Here is a 20,291-nt window from a genome sequence, read left to right as displayed (position 1 = left end):
TGAGGCGTAGCCCAACCTACTTATTAGTCATCGCTTCCCCACACCAAATTGGCCGCACACAAATCCTCAATTGCCGTCCCCACCGATTTAAACACAGTGATCTCTGCATCACTCTTGCGCCCAGCATGTTGACCAGCGCACAGCTCAGCCAGTTCAGCAACAATCGCTGACTTCAATAAACTGCCATTCGCCAGCGTCTGCGTAATATCCCCAGCTTCCGCCAGCGCACCCGCATAAGTATCGACAAATACCGTGGCCCTGCTCATCAGTGCATCATCCACTTCACGCATATCCGGTTTGAATCCACCAACCAGATCAAGATGTGTTCCTGCTCTGACATAGTCACTCAACACTACCGGCGTCTTGCTGGTCGTCGCGCAGCAAATGATGTCGGCTGCATGGCAAGCAACGGCCAGATCTTCAACAACATGCAATCTGACATGCGCTGGAAATTCTGCGTGCTCACGTATCACTTGCGCTGCCGCTTCCGACTTCTCTGCCGATCTGCCCCAGATGCTGATGTCAGTAATCGCCCTGGTCTGGCAATGTGCAATCGCTATGTGAGGCGCCAGGCAGCCATTCCCTACTAAAAGTAGATGTTGTGCATCGCTACGTGAAGCATAGGATGATGCAAGAGCAGAGGCTGCAGCAGTGCGCCGCAAAGTCAATTCTTCACCGTCCATCAAGGCCAGCGGTGCGCCTGTCCTGGTGTCAAATAAAACAAAGATTGCATGCACAGTCGGCACATCTGTATTCCTGGGTGTTACTGTTACCAGTTTCACACCCAGGTGCCCTTGCGGTTGCCAGACCGGCATCAGCAGCAGACTGGAACTGTCAGCTTCTGACACGGTATGTGCATGTCGCTTGGGAGCGATCATCTCTTCAGTAAATGCCTGCTGTAGCGCTGGTATCAGTTTTACATAGGGCAGGGTTGTGCTGACTTGTTCTTTTGTGAAGTAGGGGATCATGGGTGTGCAGTTTGAGGCTTTTTAATGGATGAGCTTTAATCAGGAAGATGATTTTTATTTGTTTTGAGATTGTAGAGCGATACCTATACTTTGCATTCAATTATGTAATGTCTGCAGATGACCGGCATATAACATTTTTGATGAAACTCCAGCTTTCGTCATTCGCTCGAAATATGTGGACACGCATTAAGCTTGTCAATCAAGCAAAGCCTGATCCTCACTTTTCTTTACTACCTTACAAAATGCACTATATTGGTCCAATAAGCGGTTGAGTAAGATTGTATGCCATGCATCAAAACCAGATATATCAGCGACGCCAGTTTTGATTCAAGTCTTCTATAAGATATAATATGGAAGTATATTGAAAGCTTGGTGTCACATAATGATGTTAAGCTTAATTCACTCTTGCTTCAGCAAGCCGAGCACATGGCCGATTCCACAAAAACGCAACAAGTCCGCGAATTTTTCATCCAGGGTATTACCAGTGATGGAAAACAATTTCGCCCCAGCGATTGGGCAGAGCGCCTGTGCGGAGCCATGTCATGTTTCAGTCCTGACGGCGGCAGGAATTCACATTTGCAATATTCACCCTATGTACGCCCGATATTGTTGAATGGCGTGCGTTCTGTCGTGGTGAATGAAGCGATACGTGAAATCGAGCCGCTGGCGTATCATTTTGTCCTCAGCTTTGCCAAGGATAACGATTTGCAAATTATCGATGCATGCTTATTGCCGGATGAACCCAAAGTCAACAAGTAACAACAGCGAGTTTGAGGCTGGACGACGCCAGTCGTATTTTCTCTCCTCCTTGCGATATCACACAGTCTGGTTTTGAAACGCCTCTATTACTTGCTGCCTTAGCCAGCGATTAGCTGGATCATTCTCCACATTCTGATGCCAGTACAAATACACGTCCCATGAGGGCATGGCCGCTGGCAGCGGCAATATCTGATTATTGAATTGTTCGTTCGCAATGCGCGCGTAACCTTCTGGCATGGTCAGTAGTAAATCAGTCTGGCTGACTACCCGGCAAGCGGCAAAATAATGCTGGCAGCGCAAGCGTATGCGTCTTTGCAAGCCCAGGCGACTCAGTTCAAAATCTTCCAATCCCATGCCTTTGCGTCTTGAGCTTGCCAGTATATGTTCAGCCTGCATATACGTGTCCAGATTGAGCTTGCCCTGTATGACAGGGTGATCGCGTCTCGCGAGTACGACAGTGTTGCCTTGTACTACCTTCTGACGGTGTATCTCATTTGGCAGCGGCAACAGCATATCAATCGCCAGATCCAGGCTGCCCGCCGCCAGTTCACTGACCAATTCTCTTCTTTCTACTTGTATCGCTGCCAGATTGATTTGCGGTGCCTGCCTCGTAATGCTTTTCATTAACGGTGGCAGGGCAGTGGATTCCAATACATCCCGCAAGGCCAGGTTGAACTGCTTGGTAGCCAGCGCCGGGTCAAACTTGTCATTTTCGGTCAACGTCACTTCCAGCCCGCGCAGGGCTTGCCGCACCGGTTCTATGATGCTGCGCGCCAGCGGGGTCGAGACCATCATCTGTCCCTGACGTACAAACAACGGGTCATTGAACAATTGCCGCAGGCGGTTCAGTGCATGGCTGATGGCAGGCTGGGTCAGGTTCAGTTGCTGGCTGGCACGGGTCACGCTGCCCTCGGTATAGATGGCAACAAAGACGGTGAACAGGTTTAAATCGACTCGGGATAAATGCATAGGATTAATTAATTCAGATAATAACTATTCATTTGATCAATTATAGGCGCGGGCATACACTTTGTTTATTGTTTTTACTGAAGTTTATTGATTGAGGAACTAATGGCAGCTTTATATCTGGTCAGGCATGGGCAGGCTTCATTTGGTAACCAGAACTATGACCAATTGTCTGAACTGGGCGAACAACAGGCGCGACACTTAGGTAGCTGGTGGGCAGAGCGTGATATGCAGGTTTCACGGGTTGTCACTGGTGCGCTGAAAAGGCACCAGCAAACCGCACAAGCCTGCCTGTCCGCAATGCTGCAACAAGATGTTGATGCGCTGGATGCATCTGCCTGGCATTGCGATGCCGGGTTCAACGAATACAATCACCATGAAGTCCTGGCACGGCATGTACCGGCTTTTGATGACCCTGCAGCGGTCAAGCATTTCCTCATGAATACGCCGAATGGCAAGCAAGCCTTCCAGGATATTTTTGCACAGGCCATCAGTCGCTGGATGTCGGGTGAGCATGATGCTGAGTATGTGGAAAGCTGGAATGCATTTCGCCAGCGCTGCATCACTGCCATGCACAAGCAACTGGCGATAGCAGATGATGCCAAGAACATCGTCGTGTTCACTTCTGGCGGCACCATCTCGGCCTTATGTCAGCATGTACTGGGTTTCCCTGATCCACGCTTTGCTGAACTCAACTGGTCATTGGTGAATAGTGCAGTCACGCGTTTTCATTTACAGCCGACAGCAGAAGGTGTTTTGCGTCCGGCACTGGCTTACCTGAATAATTTTTCACATCTTGAAGTATTGAATAACCCCAAAGCAATTACCTACGTTTAAAAAAACAAGAGAGACGAGAGAGACAAGACATGACAGCAATGTTTGATTTGACTGGTAAGGTCGCACTGGTCACCGGTGCCAGCCGTGGCATAGGTGAAGCCGTCGCCAAAACCCTGGCAGCCAATGGTGCCTATGTCATCGTGAGCAGCCGCAAGGCTGAAGCCTGCGAGGCCGTGGTAGCAGCAATCATCGCTGCCGGTGGCAAGGCAGAAGCACGTGCCTGCCATATTGGTGAAATGGCGCAGATTGATGCCTTGTTCGCTGACATTATAGCGGCCCACGGCAAGCTGGATGTCCTGGTCAATAATGCCGCCACCAACCCGCATTTCGGGCATATCACCGAGACCGATGTCAGCGCCTTCCAGAAGACAGTCGATGTCAATATACGCGGCTATTTCTTCATGTCTTCAGCCGGTGCCAAACTCATGGCAAAACATGGCGGTGGCAGCATCATCAATGTGGCTTCTGTCAACGGTGTAGTGCCAGGTGCCATGCAAGGGATTTATTCCATCACCAAGGCAGCTGTCATCGCCATGACCAAATCCTTCGCACAGGAATGTGCATCCATGGGCGTACGCGTGAATGCCTTGCTGCCAGGCGCGACCGATACCAAGTTTGCCTCAGCTCTGTTCCACAATCCCGTGATCCTCGAAAAAGCACTGTCCCGCATACCCATGAAGCGCATTGCCGAACCTGACGAAATGGCGGGCACGATCTTGTACCTGGCATCGAATGCTTCCAGCTACACCACGGGAGCATGCATCAATGTTGATGGTGGCTACTTGGTCAGTTAAGACAAAAAGGACAAGAGACAGGGCGCGATCATGAAACCGGCATATGTGGCAAGCAATCCAGATTACGCAGCGCAACTGAAGGGCCTGGTCTTGGCCATGCCAATGGCGAAATGGCTGGGCATAGAGTTTGTGAAGGTGGAGCCGGGTGAAGTGGAACTGGATATTGCCTACCGCGAAGAACTTAGTTTCGTACCCGGAAAAATGCAGGCCACAGCCATCTTTGCAGCAGCAGATTTTGCCGGGGTCTCTGCCGCTGGCACACTGCTGCCAGCAGGCTGGATCAATGCCAGTATCGATTGCAATTTGAAGATAGTCGCCCCTGCCGATGGTGAAAAACTGCGAGCACGTGGGCGCGTGGTTTCAAACGGGAAGTTGTTGACCGTCAGCGCCGCAGAGGTTTTCTCTGTACGCAACGGCGAAGAAGTTTTATGCGCAACAGCATTGCTAACGGCGCGCAATATTGAGCTACAAAGAAAGTAAAGCGGACATATTCATGTCCATCTGGACTAACAAGGAAAAAGGAAACAAAATGGATTTTCAATACAGCCCCAAAGTCAAAGATTTGCAGGCACGCCTGATCGCCTTCATGGATGAGCACGTCTATCCAAATGAAAAAACTTTCTTTGGCGAGATAGCTGCTAACCGCAAAGCGGGCAATGCCTGGATACCGACCAAGGTCGTTGAGCAACTCAAGGCTAAGGCACGCGATGCCGGTTTGTGGAATCTCTTTTTGCCAGAGTCTGGTCATGGTGCGGGTTTGACCAATCTCGAATACGCTCCGCTTTGCGAAATCATGGGCCGTGCCGTCTGGGCACCAGAAGTATTCAATTGCTCTGCACCCGACACTGGCAATATGGAAGTGTTTGCCCGCTATGGCACGCCTGAACATCAGGAACAATGGCTGAAGCCTTTGCTGCGCGGTGAAATCCGCTCCTGCTTCGCCATGACAGAACCGGCAGTCGCCTCTTCTGATGCCACCAATATTGAATCATCGATAGTGCGTGATGGTGACGAGTATGTCATCAATGGCCGTAAATGGTGGTCGTCCGGTGCCAATGATCCGCGCTGTAAAGTGTTTATCTTCATGGGCAAGAGCGACCCGAGCAATCCTGACCGCCACAAGCAGCAATCCATGATCATCGTGCCGCGTGATACACCAGGCGTGACTATTTTGCGTGCCTTGCCGGTATTCGGTTATGACGATGCACCGCATGGTCACGGCGAAGTGCTGTTTGAAAACGTGCGCGTTCCCGCATCCAATATCTTGCTGGGCGAGGGCCGCGGCTTTGAAATTGCCCAGGGGCGCCTCGGGCCTGGCCGCATCCATCACTGCATGCGCCTCATCGGTCTGGCAGAACGCGCACTGGAAGATATGTGCAAGCGCTCTTTAACACGCGTGGCCTTTGGCAAACGGGTAGCCGATCAGGGCGTGACACTGGAGCGTATTGCCAATGCCCGCATCCTCATCGACCAGGCACGTTTCCTGGTCTTGAATGCCGCGCAGATGATGGACACGGTAGGCAACAAGGCAGCAGCCAAAGAAATCGCCATGATCAAGGTGGCTGCACCGACCATGGCTTGCCAGGTCATCGACTGGGCCATACAGGCGCATGGCGGTGGTGGCGTGTCGGATGACTTCAACCTCGCTTATTCGTACGCACAGGCGCGCACCCTGCGTCTGGCTGATGGCCCGGATGAAGTGCACAGAAATCAAATCGGCAAGATGGAGTTGAAGAAATACACGGATAAGAAATAATTGGAGAAGAAATAAATTATTAATCGCTTCATGAGTTTGATTGAGCAGTAGTGCAGGGCAGGCTCTTTCCTTTTTGAGGACGGGGCTTTTCCTGCGTTAACTCCCACCTGTTGGCTGACATTTTCAAATTATTCTTATAAATAGAGAGACAAAAATGCGCGACACACCCTGGATCAAGTCTTACCCCGCAGGCGTACACTGGGACGCCGACCTGCCCATCAGCAGCGTGCCACAATTACTGCATAATGCCGTTGCCAAATGGCCAGACTTGCCCGCCCTGGAATTCATGGGCAAGAAAACCAGCTACGCAGAATTACAAAAACTGGTGAACCAGGCCACCAAAGGTTTCCAGCAACTGGGCGTAAAGCCTGGCATGCATGTGGGCCTGTATCTGCCGAATACACCACATTACGTCATCAGCTTCTTTGCGATTTTGCAGGCTGGTGGCACAGTGGTGAATTACTCACCGCTGGATGCCGAGAAAGTGCTGGAGCATAAAATTGCCGATAGCCATACCGACATGCTGGTGACACTGGATATGGTCATGCTGTATCCGCAAATGGCCAAGATGCTGGGACATACCCGGCTGCAAAAACTCATCATAGGAAATATCCCGGAGATGACGCCTTATCCGGATGCCGTCAGGGCGAACCTGGACAAGGCAGGCCAGCTCAGCGCAATTCCCGATGATGCGCAGCATTTACTGTTCGCAAAATTGCTGGACAATGATGGCGACTACACCCCCGTCCCGGCAATTGACCCCAAAGAAGCCATCGCTACCTTGCAATATACAGGTGGTACTACAGGCTTGCCCAAGGGGGCAATGCTCACGCATGGCAACCTGACCACGGCTTGCAGCCAGATCATGGAAACCACCAATATCGAGCCGCGTGTGCTGGAAGAAGGAAAAGAAAAATTGCTGGCCGTGCTGCCGCTATTCCACATCTATGCACTGACGGTGGATATGTTGTTTGGCATACGTATGGGTGCAGAAATTATCTTGCATACCCGCTTCGATGCCGATGCCGTGGTCAAGGATCTGGCGAATAAAAAAATCACCGTATTCCCCGGCGTACCCACCATGTACACCGCCATTATCAATCATCCGCAGATCAGGGAATATGATCTCAGTGCACTGAAGTTCTGCAATTCCGGTGGCGCACCCTTGCCTACAGAAGTGCTGCAACAATTCCAGTCCTTGACAGGTTGTACCCTGCTTGAAGGCTGGGGTATGACCGAGACTTCACCTACAGGTACATTTACGCCACTGGGTGGTGTGCGCAAGGCTGGTTCCTGTGGTTTGCCTACACCAGGTATTAGCTTCAAATTTGCCAACATTGATGATGCTCGTCAGGAAGTGGCTTTGGGTGAGCGCGGAGAAATCTGCGTGGCTGGCGCGAATATCATGAAAGGCTACTGGAACAAGCCAGACGCTACTCGTGAAGCTTTCACTGCCGACGGCTACTTCCGTACTGGCGATGTTGGTTATATGGATGCGGATGGATTTGTGTACATCGTCGATCGTACCAAGGACATGATCTTATCTGGTGGTTTTAACGTTTATCCACGCAATATAGAAGAAGCGATTTATGAACACCCTGCCGTGGCCGAAGTCAGCGTTATCGGCATCCCCGACGCATATCGCGGACAGGCGGCCAAGGCCTTCATCAAACTCAGGGCGGGGCAGGTAGCCTTCAGTTTTGATGACTTGAAAGACTTTCTCAAGGACAGACTGGGCAAGCATGAAATGCCGCAAGCCATGGATATCCGTGCAGAGTTACCGAAAACCCCGGTAGGGAAATTATCGAAAAAAGAATTGTATGAAGAAGAGGCGAAGAAGAGGGCAGTTGCCTGATCAATTCTTATCTATCTTGATTAAATAAGTTTTTGCGCGTTTCTGCGGCTTTCTGGTTCGCTCCAGGAAAGCCGCAGTTTTTTCATTTCTCCTTGCCAGCTACATTGGCCTTGAGCTGAGTTTGCAAAGCCTGCAAATCTTTCGTGCTATGTTCAACAACAATAGTCCTGGTGTCAGTCACCTGAGTCTGGCTGCTGACTTGTAGTTCTGGCACGGCTTTTCTTGGCCTTACAGGCTGGGGATGGTGCAGGAAGAACATGGCTTGCTCCTTGAATTTATAGAGCCAGATTGAGACTTAATTTCAGATTTCAAGTGAGGACACTTTGCATGACAGCTGAACGCTTCGCCGACTTTCCCTAAGCGGATCATGAGGTTTGCAATTGCCGCCAGTTCTGACACTGTATATTTTTCCCAGGTCCGTCATCAATTTGGCAGTGACAGTGTAATGGTCGCCCAGTACAGAGCGAAAATAGTGCAAATGTGCTTCACACTCAGGCTGAAAATCAATCTCTATTGTTGCTGCCTTTAGCCAGTCTTCTGGAATACCTTGCTTGTTCATGATTGCACGCAACTTCACTTTATAGTCGTGCATGACAGCATTGAACTCTGAGCTTGCCGGAGTGCAGATGATATTCAGCAAATCCAGCGTAAGCAAAGTAATAGAACGTTCATGTACAAAGTGGCAAAGCTTGCCTATGGCCCAATAGCCTGCAAGATCATTATTGCGGCTGTTAAAGCTATCCGCAATTCCTGCTGCTATCGATTTGAGTTGTCTCCTGCGCGGCATAGGCATCTTTGCATCTTAGTCAGTCTGCTTAGACCAGGTTTATCAGTGCGTTACGCAAATCTGGATAATCAAAAACAAAACCGTCTTCCAATAGTTTTGCTGGCATCACGCGCTGGCCTTCCAGTAATAAATCAGCTTGCTCACCCAGCACAAGGCGCATGGGCCAGCCTGGAGTTGGGAAGAAGCTGGGGCGATGCAAGACACTGGCGGCAATAATACTGAACTGTTTTTGCGTGACTACTTCAGGCGCAGTGAAATTATAAGCACTGTCCAGCGGAAGGCTGGTTTCATGCTGCCACAGGTGGGCAATACCACGCAGCACATCGTGCACATGTATCCAAGATTGCCATTGCCTGCCACTGCCAAGAGCACCGCCCAGACCCAGCTTGATGGGCAGGAGCATCATGCCCAGTGCGCCTTGCTGGCCAAGGACAACGCCGAAACGCATCCTGGCGACCTTGACGCCGTAAGCGCTGGCAAGCTGGTTGGCCTGCTCCCAGTCCTGGCACAGTTCAGACATGAAGATGGATTGTGGGGCTGCGCTTTCAGTCAGCTTCCTGTCATCACCCAATGCCTGTATGCCGTAATAGCCGATGGCTGAAGCTGCCAGCAATAGCCTGGGTTTGCTTTCTGCACGGGCAATCCATTCAATGATCTGTTTTGTCAAACCAGTGCGGCTGTGGCGCAATTCTGCCTTGCGTTTTTCTGACCAGCGCCAGCCCAGTATGCGTGCACCTGCCAGGTTGATGATGACATCTACACGCTGATTTGCAGGTAACTCCTGCATCGATGCAATCACTCTTACCCTGCCATCAAACTTCCAGCTTGCCTGTTTTGGGTTGCGGCTGAGTATCGTTACTTGCTGTCCATCGACCAGCAAGGCTTTGACAAGCAAGCTGCCGATAAAGCCGGTGGCCCCGGTGACCAAAACCTGCTCTGATTGATCGCTGAAATGAATTTTGGATACCTGCGTTTCCTTGTCAGCCAGCTTGCTCAGCCGTAGGGCAGCCAGCCCATCACGTATGCCGGAGAGGCCTACGCCTATACCACATAATGCCAGGAATATACTGAGCCAGCCCTGTGGCTGCCACAGCATTTGTGTAGGGGCGGCTAACCACTCAGGTGTATTCAAGATCAACAAGGTGATAAAGGCTCCACCATTAATCGCGAGTACGGTATGTGTCACACGCTCTGTGGCTGGCAGCAGGCGGGTCTGGTCTTCAATCACGAAGTCCCATAAGGTCAGAACGATCTCGACACCAAATACCAATAGCAGGACGATGGACCAGGCACCGTGCCATGCCCATGCTGACAAACCTATGAAGAGTAAACTGTAGATGAGTGCGCGGGTGGCATGTATCCCCAGTTCTGTGCGGGCACTTGCGCGCTGTGGCAAGGCTTCGGTCAGCTCATGGTGGTAGAGGGTATCGAAAGCGCCGAGCAAGCCTTGTGCTGCCATTAATTGCAGGGCGATTAAATGAGTGTTCATGATACTACCTCAGTATGAATTTCCTTGAATACGCCTATCTGGGTAAAGGTACGGCCAAACAGGGCATGTTTGATTTCTATGCGGATATTGAATTGCTCAGGGTTGTCATTACGATGGCACAGGTAAGTTTTGCCCGGCGTGAAAATACCGGGTATGGGAATGCGGTAGCCCAGTACATCCCAGAAGTAACCATCGCTGGTGAAGTGGAGATTACCTTCATGCACGTGCAAGATCAGTTTCATGCCCAGACCCATGCCTACATATTCCAGCACGTCACCTTTTTCACTTTCCTGCATATACGATGTGAACTGTATCGGTGGCCGGTTGTGCAGGCGGTATATCCTCTGCTTGAAGATGGAAGGGCAATCCGGCTTGGAATACACCATGATATCGACAGGAAAGTCATGATCGGTATAGGGGATCAAGGCCCCGGCTATCATGGGTTTAGTCAGGTGGCCGAGGAGCTTGCCAACTCTTGAACAGCTTAATTCGCTGAGCATTCCTGTGTAATACAGTGGTTTGTCAGGCTCTGGATTTTTGGCAAACCTGGCCTGGATATCCGGGTGCAGTTTCAACCATTCCTTGCCCAGGATTTTCCTGAATAATTCGCCTTCGGATGGAGCAGGTTTGATGTTCTGGCTCATGCTTTTCTTTCAGTTACAGGTGCATCCATTTTCCATAAGAGCAGCAGAGGAGGGATCATGCTCAATACAGCAAATGCGTCTATCCAGACATTGATCAACATGTCTGCCTGCATGGAAATCAGCATGTCCTGCGGTGCCCATACCAGTATGCCTATCATCAGCCATAGCCAGGCAAAGCGGCTACGGTGTTGATTGCCCAGGTAAATCAACGCACCCATCCACAGGCCTACTGTTTGTACGGTGGCACCAAACAGGCTCATCCACCAGATTTGCATATTGCGTGCCGCATCAGGGGCGGCCTGTGGCCAGAAATGGCTTTCTATGAGCTGGTGATAAATCTCGACCAGACCGGTGCTACTGATCCACGGTAGCATGAGTCCGATAGTGAAGTGGGCAAAAGCGGCAGCATACAGCCAGCGTATCAGCCAGGGTCTGAGAGAATTTTGTTGTGCATAAGGCATTTATTTTCCTTTATTTCTTTAATTTCTGTCGTTACAGAAATTAAAGATCAAATGAGTGTGCATGTCAAGTGATTTGCGGCATATCTTTCAGGCCTGCCCATGACGTACAATCCACGCAGCATTCATCTTCCACATACCAAGCGCATAAAACATGAAAGTCCTGCTCGTCGAAGACGATCCCATGATAGGTGAAAACATACAGATCGCCCTGGAAAGCGAAGCCAATCTGGTCGATTGGCTTAGCAATGGTGAAGCAGCAGAGGCTGCGCTGCAATTCCATAGCTATGATGTGTTATTGCTGGATCTGAGCCTGCCTCAGCGCGATGGCATGGATATTTTGAAAGCCCTGCGCAAGCGTGGCGATGCCTTGCCCGTGCTGGTCATGACTGCACGCGATGCGGTGCCAGACAGGGTACGCGGCCTGCATGCAGGTGCAGACGATTACCTGGTCAAGCCTTTTGATCTCGATGAGTTGATCGCCCGCATGCATGCGCTGGTAAGGCGCTCGCATGGGCGTACCGATACTTCCTATGTATGCGGCGACGTGGTCGTCAATACTACGACGCGGCAAGTATTTAGCGGTGCAGAGCAGGTCATACTCTCTTCGCGTGAATGGACGATACTTGATGCCCTGGTAGCACGCCCCGGGGCGATATTGTCGCGCAGCCGCCTGGAAGACCAGTTGTTTGGCGCCACCTCAGAGATAGAAAGCAATGCGGTTGAAGTGTATATCCACGGCCTGCGGAAAAAACTGGGTCAAAAATTCATCGTCAATGTGCGTGGCGTTGGCTATATGGTAGAGAAAAGCACATGAAGTCTTTGCGCCTGCAAATGATGCTCTTGTTTGGTATCGCCATTCTGGCTGCGGCAGCCTTGCAGTTTGCCAGTTCGCTGCATGCGGCTATCGGTGAAGCGAACAAGCTGTTTGATTACCACATGCAGCAAATGGCACTGGCCTTGCAGGACGGTGATTTTGACCAGGTTGACTGGCATAATCTGCCTGGCACGGAGATTGATGATTTTGATTTTGTCGTGCAGGTCTGGTCTGAAGATGGTGCCAGGGTTTATCAGTCACGCCAGCACCGCAGCCTGCCCAAGCAGGCGGCTCTTGGCTATTCAACAGTGACGCTGGAAAACGGCGACTGGCGCGTGTATGCCGCAGAAGAAAACAAGCGCGTCATCCAGGTCGCCCAAAAAATGGGGTCACGCAGGGATCGCGCAATATCCTTTGCACTAAGCACCCTGTGGCCAGTGATACCTGTGTCCCTGCTCCTGTTTTGTGCCGTCTGGTGGGGCATCAATTCTGTGCTGGCTCCTTTGAACCGCATAGGTAGCGAGCTGGCCAACCGCAATGCCAATTCCACTGATCCGGTATCGTCAGACGGCGTGCCAAAAGAAGTATCGCTACTGGTGACGGAATTGAATTCTCTGTTGAGCCGCATGGGGCTGGCGATACAGTCGCAGCAGCGTTTTGTTGCCGATGCCGCGCATGAGCTCAGGTCACCCATTACTGCCTTGCGCCTGCAGGTGCAAAATCTCGGCAGGGTCAAGGATGAAAACAGTCATGAACAAGCCATCAATCGCCTGCTCGGCGGTGTCGACAGGGCCTCTCGCTTGGTAGAGCAATTGCTGGCGCTGGCCAGACAGGATCCGACTTCACAAGCCAGCCTGAGCTTTCAAAGCATTACCCTGAACACCTGTATAGAACAGGCTGTCAGCGATGTCATGCCCTTTGCGCAATCCAGGAAAATTACCATCAACGCAGAAATGCATGAACTGTTTGAGCTGCAAGGCGACAGCGAAAGCCTGCGCATCATGATACGCAACCTGCTTGACAATGCCGTGCGCTATATACAGGACGATGGCAGGGTGAAAATCAGTCTCAGTCGTGACAAAGACGGTTTGCGGCTTGACATTCAGGACACTGGCGATGGCATAGCGCCGGAAGAGCGTGAGCGTATTTTTGACCGTTTTTATCGCGTTGCAGGGACGAATAAAAGCGGCAGTGGCCTGGGCCTGGCCATCGCCAAGGCGATTGCTGACCGCCATCATGCCAGTATCAGCCTGGCAGATGCGGAGTTGGGCGGGTTGGAGGTGATTATCCTGTTTCCTGCTTTACATAACCTGCCAGGCTGAAAAAATGCTCACATTCTTGACAAAATACCTTGTTTGATTGGTGGCGGCGCAGTTTTTTAAGATTCGCCTAAGTTTCCTGAGGCAAGATGGCGTTGCTTCATACTACCTGGTAGCGTCTCGCTTATGCACCAGGTTTGAATCGACCAATTAAAATTCAGAGGGTATTTACATGCGTGCAATCAACACAATCAAAAACGCCGCCGGTCTGGCAGCAGTCGCAGTTTTATTGGCAGCTTGCAGTACGCCAATCAAAGCACCTGAGCAAACACCACCACCTCCGCCTGCCAAAAAGGAAGAGCCTGCCGCTAAAAATGATCGTGATATAAAATCCGTCGTCGTAAAAGATGAGCTGGATGATCCTAATAGCCCATTGGCAAAACGCAGCGTCTACTTTGACTTTGACCAATATGTCGTCAAAACTGAATATAGTGGCACGGTTAACGCTCACTCTAAATACCTGAGTTCCAACAAAGGCAAAAAAATCCTGATCCAGGGTAATACTGACGAACGTGGTGGCCGCGAATACAATTTGGCACTGGGACAAAAACGTGCAGAAGCCGTACGTAAATCCTTATCACTGCTGGGTGTGCCTGAGACACAAATGGAAGCAGTCTCTCTGGGTAAAGAAAAGCCAAAAGCCACAGGCAGCGATGAAGCTTCCTGGGCAGAAAACCGCCGTGCAGACATAGTATATTCCGGTAAGTAATTCTTAGTATTGCTAAAACCAGCTTGCATCCGGCTACAAAAATTTGACGCCTGTATGCAAGCTGGTTTTTCTCTATAATGCTGACACAAGATTGTTACGATCTGCTGTTATTGCATAACGCTAGCAATTTTGCGTCAGCCTTATTTGTTTAATTCCGCGACAGAATCGATGTGTCCAGATGTTGAAGCCCAAGCTGTTAGTTGTCCTGATGTTGTACTGTGGCAGCCTGTCTGCCATGCAATTGAGTTCTCAGAACGTCATTGTTGTTGATGAGCGTAATGGTCAGGTTTTGCTGGAAAAAAATGCCGATGTGGTCGTACCCATTGCCTCACTGACCAAGCTCATGACAGCTATGGTGCTGCTCGACAGCAAAGCCAATATGGATGAGAAAATCTCCATAGAAGAAGAGGATAAAGACCAGCTCAAGCACAGCCGCTCGCATGTCCCAATAGGCTCAAGCCTGACGCGCAGGGAAGCTTTGCAACTGGCACTGATGTCTTCCGACAACCGTGCCGCCGCTGCATTGTCCCGCACTTACCCTGGCGGTCAGGGCGCATTCATGGTGGCCGTTAAATCCAAATTGCTTGCTTTGGGTATGGGACATACCGTCATTCGTGAAGCGACTGGCTTGTCGCCAGAAAATACCTCGACAGCAGCTGACCTGGTTAAGATGGCGCAAGCAGCATCACGCTATCCAGAAATTGCCGACATCACGACCGACAGTGAAGACAGCGTCACCCTGAAGAATGGCCTCAGCCGTGAATTTCATAACACCAATCGCCTGATCGGTAAAAAGGGCTGGGACATCCTGTTGTCGAAAACCGGGTTTACCAATGAAGCGGGTGCTTGCCTCATCATGCGTGTCAAACTGGCCGGTAAAAAAGCTACCATGATTTTACTGAATGCCAGAGCAGGATCAGCACGCTGGACGGATGCCTTGAATATTGGAAAGTTGCTGGGCTATAAAGAAGAAATTAAAGCCAAGGTCGTCAGAAGACACAGGCGCCATCGCTGAAGCGCTTTCAGTAAATAACATTGTGCTGGTTTGATGGCATGTGAAATTTCAACGGGCATGCTAGCATGCCTGTTCTTCTATGAACCCTGACAGGTAAAACATGTCCCGCTTAGTCGAAATCCGTACTTATCGCCTCAAACCCGGCGTTGCCGATGCCTTTCATCACGCCGTTCATACAATTGCGGTGCCCATGCTGAAAAGCAGGAATATGGATGTAGTAGCGTATGGACACTCCGACCATGAAGAAGCGACGTATTACATGATACGTTCTTATGCCAGCCGTGCCGCTTTGGAAGCAGAGCAAGATGCCTTCTACAGTTCCAGTGCATGGAAAAATGGTCCCAGGGCAGAATTGGTCGACCGCATTGAAACCTATATGAATACCCTGATCTGGTTGTCGGACGAAGCTGTCGACAGCATGCGTGAGCTCAACAAGGCTTAGATATCAAGTACAAGATAAGACAAAAACAAGACCACAAATCCTGCAGATTGAATGCAGGCTTTAAGCAGAGCTATTATCCTGGTCAAAAGTCTGCCTCGATAATTTAATTTTCTCAAAATTCTTTTCCGCCCAATTCACCAGCGCGCCCATAGGTATCATGACCGAGGCACCGAGCGGTGTCAGTTCATATTCCACGCTGGGTGGTTTGGTCGGGAACACTTTACGGCTCAATAAACCATCCCTCTCCAGATCACGCAAAGACTGCGTGAGCATACGCTTGGATATGTCAGGCACCTGTTTATGCAATTGACTAAAGCGCAGAGGGCCATCTTGCAGCATCAGCAAGATCAGCGGCGTCCATTTGGTGCTGATATGGTCGAGCACATTCCTGACCGGGCACATCGCAGTATCAAAATCCGATGCCATTCCCACTGCTTTAGATGGGTTCACTTTGGGTAACCTTGGCACGAAAAACTGCCTCCTTACAATTTTTAGACATAGTCTCTATTATAGACCTTGATTCGGCCTCTGTTGCGAGCATGTCGAAATAAAGGAGATATTTTGTCATGAGAAAGCAGATACGAGAACAGATACATCGCTTCAAGAAAAGCCTGGTTTTGGGAGCAATGGTGGCATTTACGCTAACTACATTGTCGATTACCTTGTCGCCCAACAGCTACGCCCAGGAGCCGGTCATCGCAGTTAATAATCCTGATGCGCTGTTCAGTAGCAACGATCCCAAGCTGCATGCCAACAAGCAGGTGGTCTATCACATCGTGAAAGACTTGCTGGAAGCCGGGCACTGGGAACTGGCAGACAAGTACCTGTCCAAGCGCTACCTGCAGCACAACCCGAATGCGGCGTCCGGCCTGAATGGCGTGGTCAGGTATTTTGTCGAGGTAAGAAAGGTCCAGGCCAGACCTATACCAGAAAAGATGACAAAACCTGTAGTTGCCGTCATTGCCGAAGGTGACCTGGTAACGGTCATGTATCCCTTGCCAGTCAGGGATAAGGTCACCGATCAGCTTTTATACACCACCACCTGGTTTGATACCTGGCGGATAGTGGATGGCAAGGCAGATGAACACTGGGATTCTGCGCTTAAAAATTGATTGATATTGATGAATGTTGACGAATTTTGATCTAACAGGAGAAGTAAAAATGATCGCAGTTACAGGTGCAAGTGGGCAATTGGGACGGTTGGTGATACGGGCTTTGTTGGACGCAGTTCCGGCCAATCAGGTTGTCGCCATCGTAAGGAATACCAGCAAAGCAGAAGATTTGCGCGCTGTTGGTGTGCAAATTCGCCAGGGTGATTATAGCAAGCCTGAGACATGGGGTGCTGCCTTGCAGGGTGTGAAAAAGCTTTTGCTGGTGTCTTCCAGCGAAGTCGGGCAAAGGCTGGAGCAGCACAAGAATGTGATCCTGGCTGCAAAAAATGCGGGAGTGGAATTAATTGCCTACACCAGCATCTTGCATGCAGATAGCTCACCGCTGGTGCTGGCCAAAGAACATATAGAGACAGAACAATTGATACGCGGTAGTGGCCTGCCTTTCGTTTTCCTGCGTAATGCCTGGTATATAGAAAACTATTTTTCTGCAGTGGGTACAGCGCTGCAAACCGGCAAGGTATTTGGTGCGGCTGGTGATGGTAAATTCTCGGCAGCTTCCCGCGTTGATTTCGCGGCAGCAGCAGCGGCTGTGCTGACTGGTAATGAGCAGGCCGGTAAAGTTTATGAGCTGGCTGGTGACCAGGCATTTACCCTCAGTGAATTAGCCGCTACCTTGTCAGAACTGTCGGGTAAGCCAGTTGACTATGTGAATCACACTGAGACTGAATATAAAGACCTGCTGGTGTCGTTTGGTTTGCCAGAAGGCTTTGCGTACATTCTGGCGCAGTCAGATACAGGCGCGGCGCAAGGTGGTTTGTATGATGCAGGCGGTCAGCTGAGCAAACTTATACGGAGACCAACGACTACTTTGCAATCGATATTGAAAGCGCATTTGTCATCCATTTAGTACAGTGTCGATTGGTCTGAATAAAGTGCGCCGGTGAAGCTGCAATTGTCAGCATTTCACCGGCGACTTCATCTTCGATACATCCTTTCTCAATCAGCCAAAAGGGCATTCACTTTACTTACCCACACTGTTGGATATTTAGTTGGCGCTTCCAGATGTTCGCCTTCATATTCCCAGAAAGTTTTTGCTGCGGTGGCATTGGCATACACCAGTTTTCCCTGGCTGATGGGGATGGATGTGTCACCAACAGAATGCACTACTAACAGTTTGGCCTTGCCTATCTCCTTGATATCTTCTCTGGCCGAATAAGGCGAGATCAGGCTCGCACGTACAGCTTCTCGCATCTCTTTCGGAACATTGGCAACGGCGATATCTGTGAATGAACTCAAGCCACCATCCAGCACCAGCGCATCAATTTTGCCCGCATTTTTTTTGCTCAGATGCGTTGCAATCTGGCTGCCCATAGATGCACCGATGACTATCAATTTTTTACCCTTCAGCTCAGGTTTTTGCAGCAATTGATCGAACACCAGTTGACCATCGGCGGCGATATTCAGATGAGTAGGCTTACCTGTCGACAGTCCATAGCCGCGAAAATCGATCATGGCTACCTGAAAACCATCTTCTACCAGAGGTCGTATGAATTTAACGTAATGCGAGACATTGCCGCCTGCACCGTGAAAATAAATGATGGTAGCCTTGGCTGCCTGCTGCGGTTTGATCCAGACGCCGGTGACTTCATCATCGCCTGCTTTAAAGCTCAAATTATCGTAGTTCAGGCCCTCGACTTTTGCCATCACTTTGGACGGGAAATAAAACCTTTCATCAGCTTGCGCGTATGCAGTGGACTGGACGGTGAGTGCAGCGATCAAGGTAAGTGTAGCCAACATCAATTTTTTCATCATGCGTCTTTCTATCTATCATTTCAATAAGGATGCCTGGCCCGCGAAACGAGCATGGGTAAGTGGGATTTTGCAGGCGCATCATTTACTTGCTGCAAAAACCACATGCTAATGTAGATAAGATAGCTGGCTGCACTAATGTCGCCAAGTGCTAGTTTTGCTGGTTTATGGCCGCGGTTTATGGCGTCAACGGGAATTCGCCAGCCAGGCTTTCACCTCTGGCAGACGGGATAAGGCATTTGTTGCAGCACATACCCTGATGAATAAGCATGGATATGTGCAGTGCTTTGCTAGCGTGCAAAGCTGTTGCTGCGCTTGATTTTGTTCTGTAACTGTAGCAGGCCATAAATCAGGGCTTCGGCAGTCGGCGGGCAACCTGGGATATAGATATCGACCGGTACGATACGGTCGCAGCCACGCACGACGGAATAAGAGTAGTGGTAATAGCCACCGCCATTGGCGCAAGAACCCATGGATATCACATAACGTGGCTCTGCCATCTGGTCATAGACTTTGCGCAAGGCCGGTGCCATTTTATTGGTGAGTGTGCCAGCAACTATCATCAGATCAGCGTGGCGGGGGCTGGCGCGTGGCATGAAACCGAAACGGTCCATGTCATAACGGGCACTGGCGGCCTGCATCATTTCTACTGCACAACAGGCAAGGCCAAACGACAGATACCACATGCTGTTGCTCTGGACCTTGTTCATCAAATCATTGACGTTGGTGAGGATGTATGAATCCTGAAACAAACCTGTTTGCTCTTCCATGGATTGGGCTCCTTCTTTGAGATGCCCCGATTATGCATTCAGGCGATGATATGGTCTTGTACCGAAACGACATTGATTTCGTCAGAGGGAATAAACAATTTCCCCAATTCAGCTTCATTAAAGCTGAATGCCCAAAGTGCAGGATCTTGTGCTGCAATCCCACGCATGAGCTGGGCTGGTGTATGGCCGGTAAACCGGACAAAGTCGTGGTTCATGTGTGCCTGGTCGGCATAGCCAAAACTCATAGCGCATTCTGCCCAGGTCTTCGCTGGTAGTCTGCCCAGCATGACTTGCATCAGGGATGCGCCGTAGCGTAAATGCTGTTTGTAACTGCGCAAACTGAGGCCAAAGCTGGCCAGAAAGCGCCTCTCAAATTGGCGTGCACCTAAACCCAGGCTGTCAGCCAATTCCTGTGCTGGTTTATTGATCCAGTGATAGGGAATGACCAGCGGAGCAATGCGAGGTTTTTCAAGCAAGCGCAAGCGTAACAACATGCTTTGTACTACATCCAATTGGGCTGCAGTGCCGCAGGCGGCATCCAGTTTTTCATTCACTTCCGTGTAGTGGGACAGTGGCAACACATCGGCCAGATTGATAACGGCGTCGCTAAATTCGTCTACAGGGTAACCTAGTATATTGCTGAGTTTCCCAGGGCGAAAAGTCGTTGACATGAAGCGTGAGCCAGGCTGGGCCTTGCCCCGGGAACGATGCCTGTTGGGGCCGACGATGGCGAAGCGGAACAAGGCCTGCCCATCTTCCATTTCCATCGCACCACTCAAAACGACGATCAACATCGGTAGTGGGCTGGCTGGCACGGTGTACCAGCACGATGGCACGTCCTTGACCAGAAAATGCATGCAGACATCCGCCAACAAGGGATGTGGGGCAAGACTGGCATGTGGTAAAGAAGAATCTTGCAATTGACGCTAGCTCTTATTGCGAAAGAAATTATCGCTATTGTAGCCTGTTTGCTTTTTGGGGTTTA

Annotated in this window: 23 protein-coding genes; 13 read left to right on the top strand and 10 right to left on the bottom strand. The window is 50.4% G+C overall.

Annotated elements, in window-relative coordinates:
* Positions 1 to 23: 23 nt before the first annotated feature.
* Positions 24 to 968, bottom strand: a complete 945-nt coding sequence (gene lhpI / locus AC07OI_RS28060; protein ID WP_495259437.1) for a bifunctional Delta(1)-pyrroline-2-carboxylate/Delta(1)-piperideine-2-carboxylate reductase — start codon at positions 966 to 968, stop codon at positions 24 to 26.
* Positions 969 to 1,394: 426 nt separating this feature from the next.
* Here lhpI and AC07OI_RS28055 point away from each other — a divergent pair, with 426 nt between their 5' ends.
* Entirely contained in the window at positions 1,395 to 1,727 is a 333-nt protein-coding gene (locus AC07OI_RS28055) for a DUF3579 domain-containing protein (protein ID WP_492708296.1), read from the top strand.
* Positions 1,728 to 1,784: 57 nt separating this feature from the next.
* On the opposite strand, the gene AC07OI_RS28050 is transcribed toward AC07OI_RS28055, so the two are convergent.
* Positions 1,785 to 2,696, bottom strand: coding sequence for a LysR family transcriptional regulator (locus tag AC07OI_RS28050; RefSeq protein WP_492708294.1), 912 nt, complete (start codon positions 2,694 to 2,696; stop codon positions 1,785 to 1,787).
* A gap of 102 nt (positions 2,697 to 2,798) precedes the next feature.
* Between AC07OI_RS28050 and AC07OI_RS28045 the strand changes: the two genes are divergently transcribed.
* The 5 genes from AC07OI_RS28045 (at position 2,799) to AC07OI_RS28025 (ending at position 7,935) form a co-directional block, all read left to right on the top strand.
* Positions 2,799 to 3,530: a histidine phosphatase family protein gene (locus AC07OI_RS28045; protein ID WP_495259436.1), complete on the top strand. Its 732-nt coding sequence runs from the start codon at positions 2,799 to 2,801 to the stop codon at positions 3,528 to 3,530.
* Between the two features lie 29 nt (positions 3,531 to 3,559).
* Entirely contained in the window at positions 3,560 to 4,324 is a 765-nt protein-coding gene (locus AC07OI_RS28040) for an SDR family oxidoreductase (RefSeq protein ID WP_495259435.1), read from the top strand.
* A 30-nt stretch (positions 4,325 to 4,354) separates the two neighbouring features.
* The gene (locus tag AC07OI_RS28035; RefSeq protein WP_492708288.1) at positions 4,355 to 4,804 is read left to right on the top strand and encodes a PaaI family thioesterase; all 450 of its coding nucleotides are present in this window, start codon (positions 4,355 to 4,357) and stop codon (positions 4,802 to 4,804) included.
* A 49-nt stretch (positions 4,805 to 4,853) separates the two neighbouring features.
* Positions 4,854 to 6,080 (top strand): acyl-CoA dehydrogenase, encoded by a 1,227-nt coding sequence (locus tag AC07OI_RS28030; protein WP_492708410.1) that lies wholly within the window; start codon positions 4,854 to 4,856, stop codon positions 6,078 to 6,080.
* Positions 6,081 to 6,234: 154 nt separating this feature from the next.
* On the top strand, positions 6,235 to 7,935 hold the full coding sequence (locus AC07OI_RS28025; protein ID WP_495259434.1) for a long-chain-fatty-acid--CoA ligase: 1,701 nt from the start codon (positions 6,235 to 6,237) through the stop codon (positions 7,933 to 7,935).
* 82 nt (positions 7,936 to 8,017) lie between these two features.
* Here AC07OI_RS28025 and AC07OI_RS28020 read toward each other — a convergent pair whose 3' ends face one another.
* The 4 genes from AC07OI_RS28020 to AC07OI_RS28005 all read right to left on the bottom strand — a co-directional run bounded on the left by AC07OI_RS28020 (position 8,018) and on the right by AC07OI_RS28005 (position 11,316).
* A complete protein-coding gene (locus AC07OI_RS28020) occupies positions 8,018 to 8,194 on the bottom strand; it encodes a hypothetical protein (RefSeq protein WP_495259433.1) in 177 nt (58 codons plus the stop codon).
* A 556-nt stretch (positions 8,195 to 8,750) separates the two neighbouring features.
* Entirely contained in the window at positions 8,751 to 10,211 is a 1,461-nt protein-coding gene (locus AC07OI_RS28015) for a TIGR01777 family oxidoreductase (protein WP_495259432.1), read from the bottom strand.
* Entirely contained in the window at positions 10,208 to 10,855 is a 648-nt protein-coding gene (locus tag AC07OI_RS28010; RefSeq protein ID WP_495259431.1) for a DUF4166 domain-containing protein, read from the bottom strand. Before AC07OI_RS28010 ends, AC07OI_RS28015 begins: the two co-directional genes overlap by 4 nt.
* Positions 10,852 to 11,316, bottom strand: coding sequence for a cell division protein (locus tag AC07OI_RS28005; protein WP_495259430.1), 465 nt, complete (start codon positions 11,314 to 11,316; stop codon positions 10,852 to 10,854). Before AC07OI_RS28005 ends, AC07OI_RS28010 begins: the two co-directional genes overlap by 4 nt.
* Positions 11,317 to 11,467: 151 nt before the next feature.
* Between AC07OI_RS28005 and AC07OI_RS28000 the strand changes: the two genes are divergently transcribed.
* The 5 genes from AC07OI_RS28000 (at position 11,468) to AC07OI_RS27980 (ending at position 15,615) form a co-directional block, all read left to right on the top strand.
* Entirely contained in the window at positions 11,468 to 12,130 is a 663-nt protein-coding gene (locus AC07OI_RS28000) for a response regulator (RefSeq protein ID WP_492708276.1), read from the top strand.
* Positions 12,127 to 13,452: an ATP-binding protein gene (locus tag AC07OI_RS27995; protein WP_492708275.1), complete on the top strand. Its 1,326-nt coding sequence runs from the start codon at positions 12,127 to 12,129 to the stop codon at positions 13,450 to 13,452. Before AC07OI_RS28000 ends, AC07OI_RS27995 begins: the two co-directional genes overlap by 4 nt.
* A gap of 178 nt (positions 13,453 to 13,630) precedes the next feature.
* The gene (pal, locus tag AC07OI_RS27990; protein ID WP_492708408.1) at positions 13,631 to 14,158 is read left to right on the top strand and encodes a peptidoglycan-associated lipoprotein Pal; all 528 of its coding nucleotides are present in this window, start codon (positions 13,631 to 13,633) and stop codon (positions 14,156 to 14,158) included.
* A 178-nt stretch (positions 14,159 to 14,336) separates the two neighbouring features.
* Entirely contained in the window at positions 14,337 to 15,173 is an 837-nt protein-coding gene (locus tag AC07OI_RS27985) for a serine hydrolase (RefSeq protein ID WP_492708273.1), read from the top strand.
* Between the two features lie 100 nt (positions 15,174 to 15,273).
* Positions 15,274 to 15,615, top strand: a complete 342-nt coding sequence (locus AC07OI_RS27980) for an NIPSNAP family protein (RefSeq protein WP_492708271.1) — start codon at positions 15,274 to 15,276, stop codon at positions 15,613 to 15,615.
* Between the two features lie 60 nt (positions 15,616 to 15,675).
* Here AC07OI_RS27980 and AC07OI_RS27975 read toward each other — a convergent pair whose 3' ends face one another.
* On the bottom strand, positions 15,676 to 16,041 hold the full coding sequence (locus tag AC07OI_RS27975; RefSeq protein ID WP_495259429.1) for a winged helix-turn-helix transcriptional regulator: 366 nt from the start codon (positions 16,039 to 16,041) through the stop codon (positions 15,676 to 15,678).
* Positions 16,042 to 16,181: 140 nt separating this feature from the next.
* On the opposite strand from AC07OI_RS27975, the gene AC07OI_RS27970 reads away from it, so the two are divergent.
* Both AC07OI_RS27970 and AC07OI_RS27965 read left to right on the top strand, forming a co-directional pair.
* Positions 16,182 to 16,727 (top strand): nuclear transport factor 2 family protein, encoded by a 546-nt coding sequence (locus AC07OI_RS27970; protein WP_495259428.1) that lies wholly within the window; start codon positions 16,182 to 16,184, stop codon positions 16,725 to 16,727.
* Positions 16,728 to 16,776: 49 nt separating this feature from the next.
* On the top strand, positions 16,777 to 17,634 hold the full coding sequence (locus tag AC07OI_RS27965; protein WP_495259427.1) for an SDR family oxidoreductase: 858 nt from the start codon (positions 16,777 to 16,779) through the stop codon (positions 17,632 to 17,634).
* A gap of 89 nt (positions 17,635 to 17,723) precedes the next feature.
* Here AC07OI_RS27965 and AC07OI_RS27960 read toward each other — a convergent pair whose 3' ends face one another.
* From AC07OI_RS27960 to AC07OI_RS27950, 3 genes are all read right to left on the bottom strand, one after another.
* Positions 17,724 to 18,539 carry an alpha/beta hydrolase gene (locus tag AC07OI_RS27960; RefSeq protein ID WP_495259426.1) on the bottom strand — a complete coding sequence of 272 codons (816 nt, stop codon included), beginning with the start codon at positions 18,537 to 18,539 and terminating at the stop codon, positions 17,724 to 17,726.
* Positions 18,540 to 18,826: 287 nt separating this feature from the next.
* Complete coding sequence (locus AC07OI_RS27955) at positions 18,827 to 19,306, bottom strand: NuoB/complex I 20 kDa subunit family protein (protein ID WP_492708261.1); 480 nt, start codon at positions 19,304 to 19,306, stop codon at positions 18,827 to 18,829.
* Between the two features lie 38 nt (positions 19,307 to 19,344).
* Positions 19,345 to 20,226 carry a helix-turn-helix domain-containing protein gene (locus AC07OI_RS27950; protein ID WP_492708260.1) on the bottom strand — a complete coding sequence of 294 codons (882 nt, stop codon included), beginning with the start codon at positions 20,224 to 20,226 and terminating at the stop codon, positions 19,345 to 19,347.
* Positions 20,227 to 20,291 lie beyond the last annotated feature (65 nt).

This window comes from Undibacterium sp. GW821-FHT07F11 (assembly GCF_059418665.1).
This window is presented reverse-complemented; position numbering and strand designations above follow the sequence as displayed.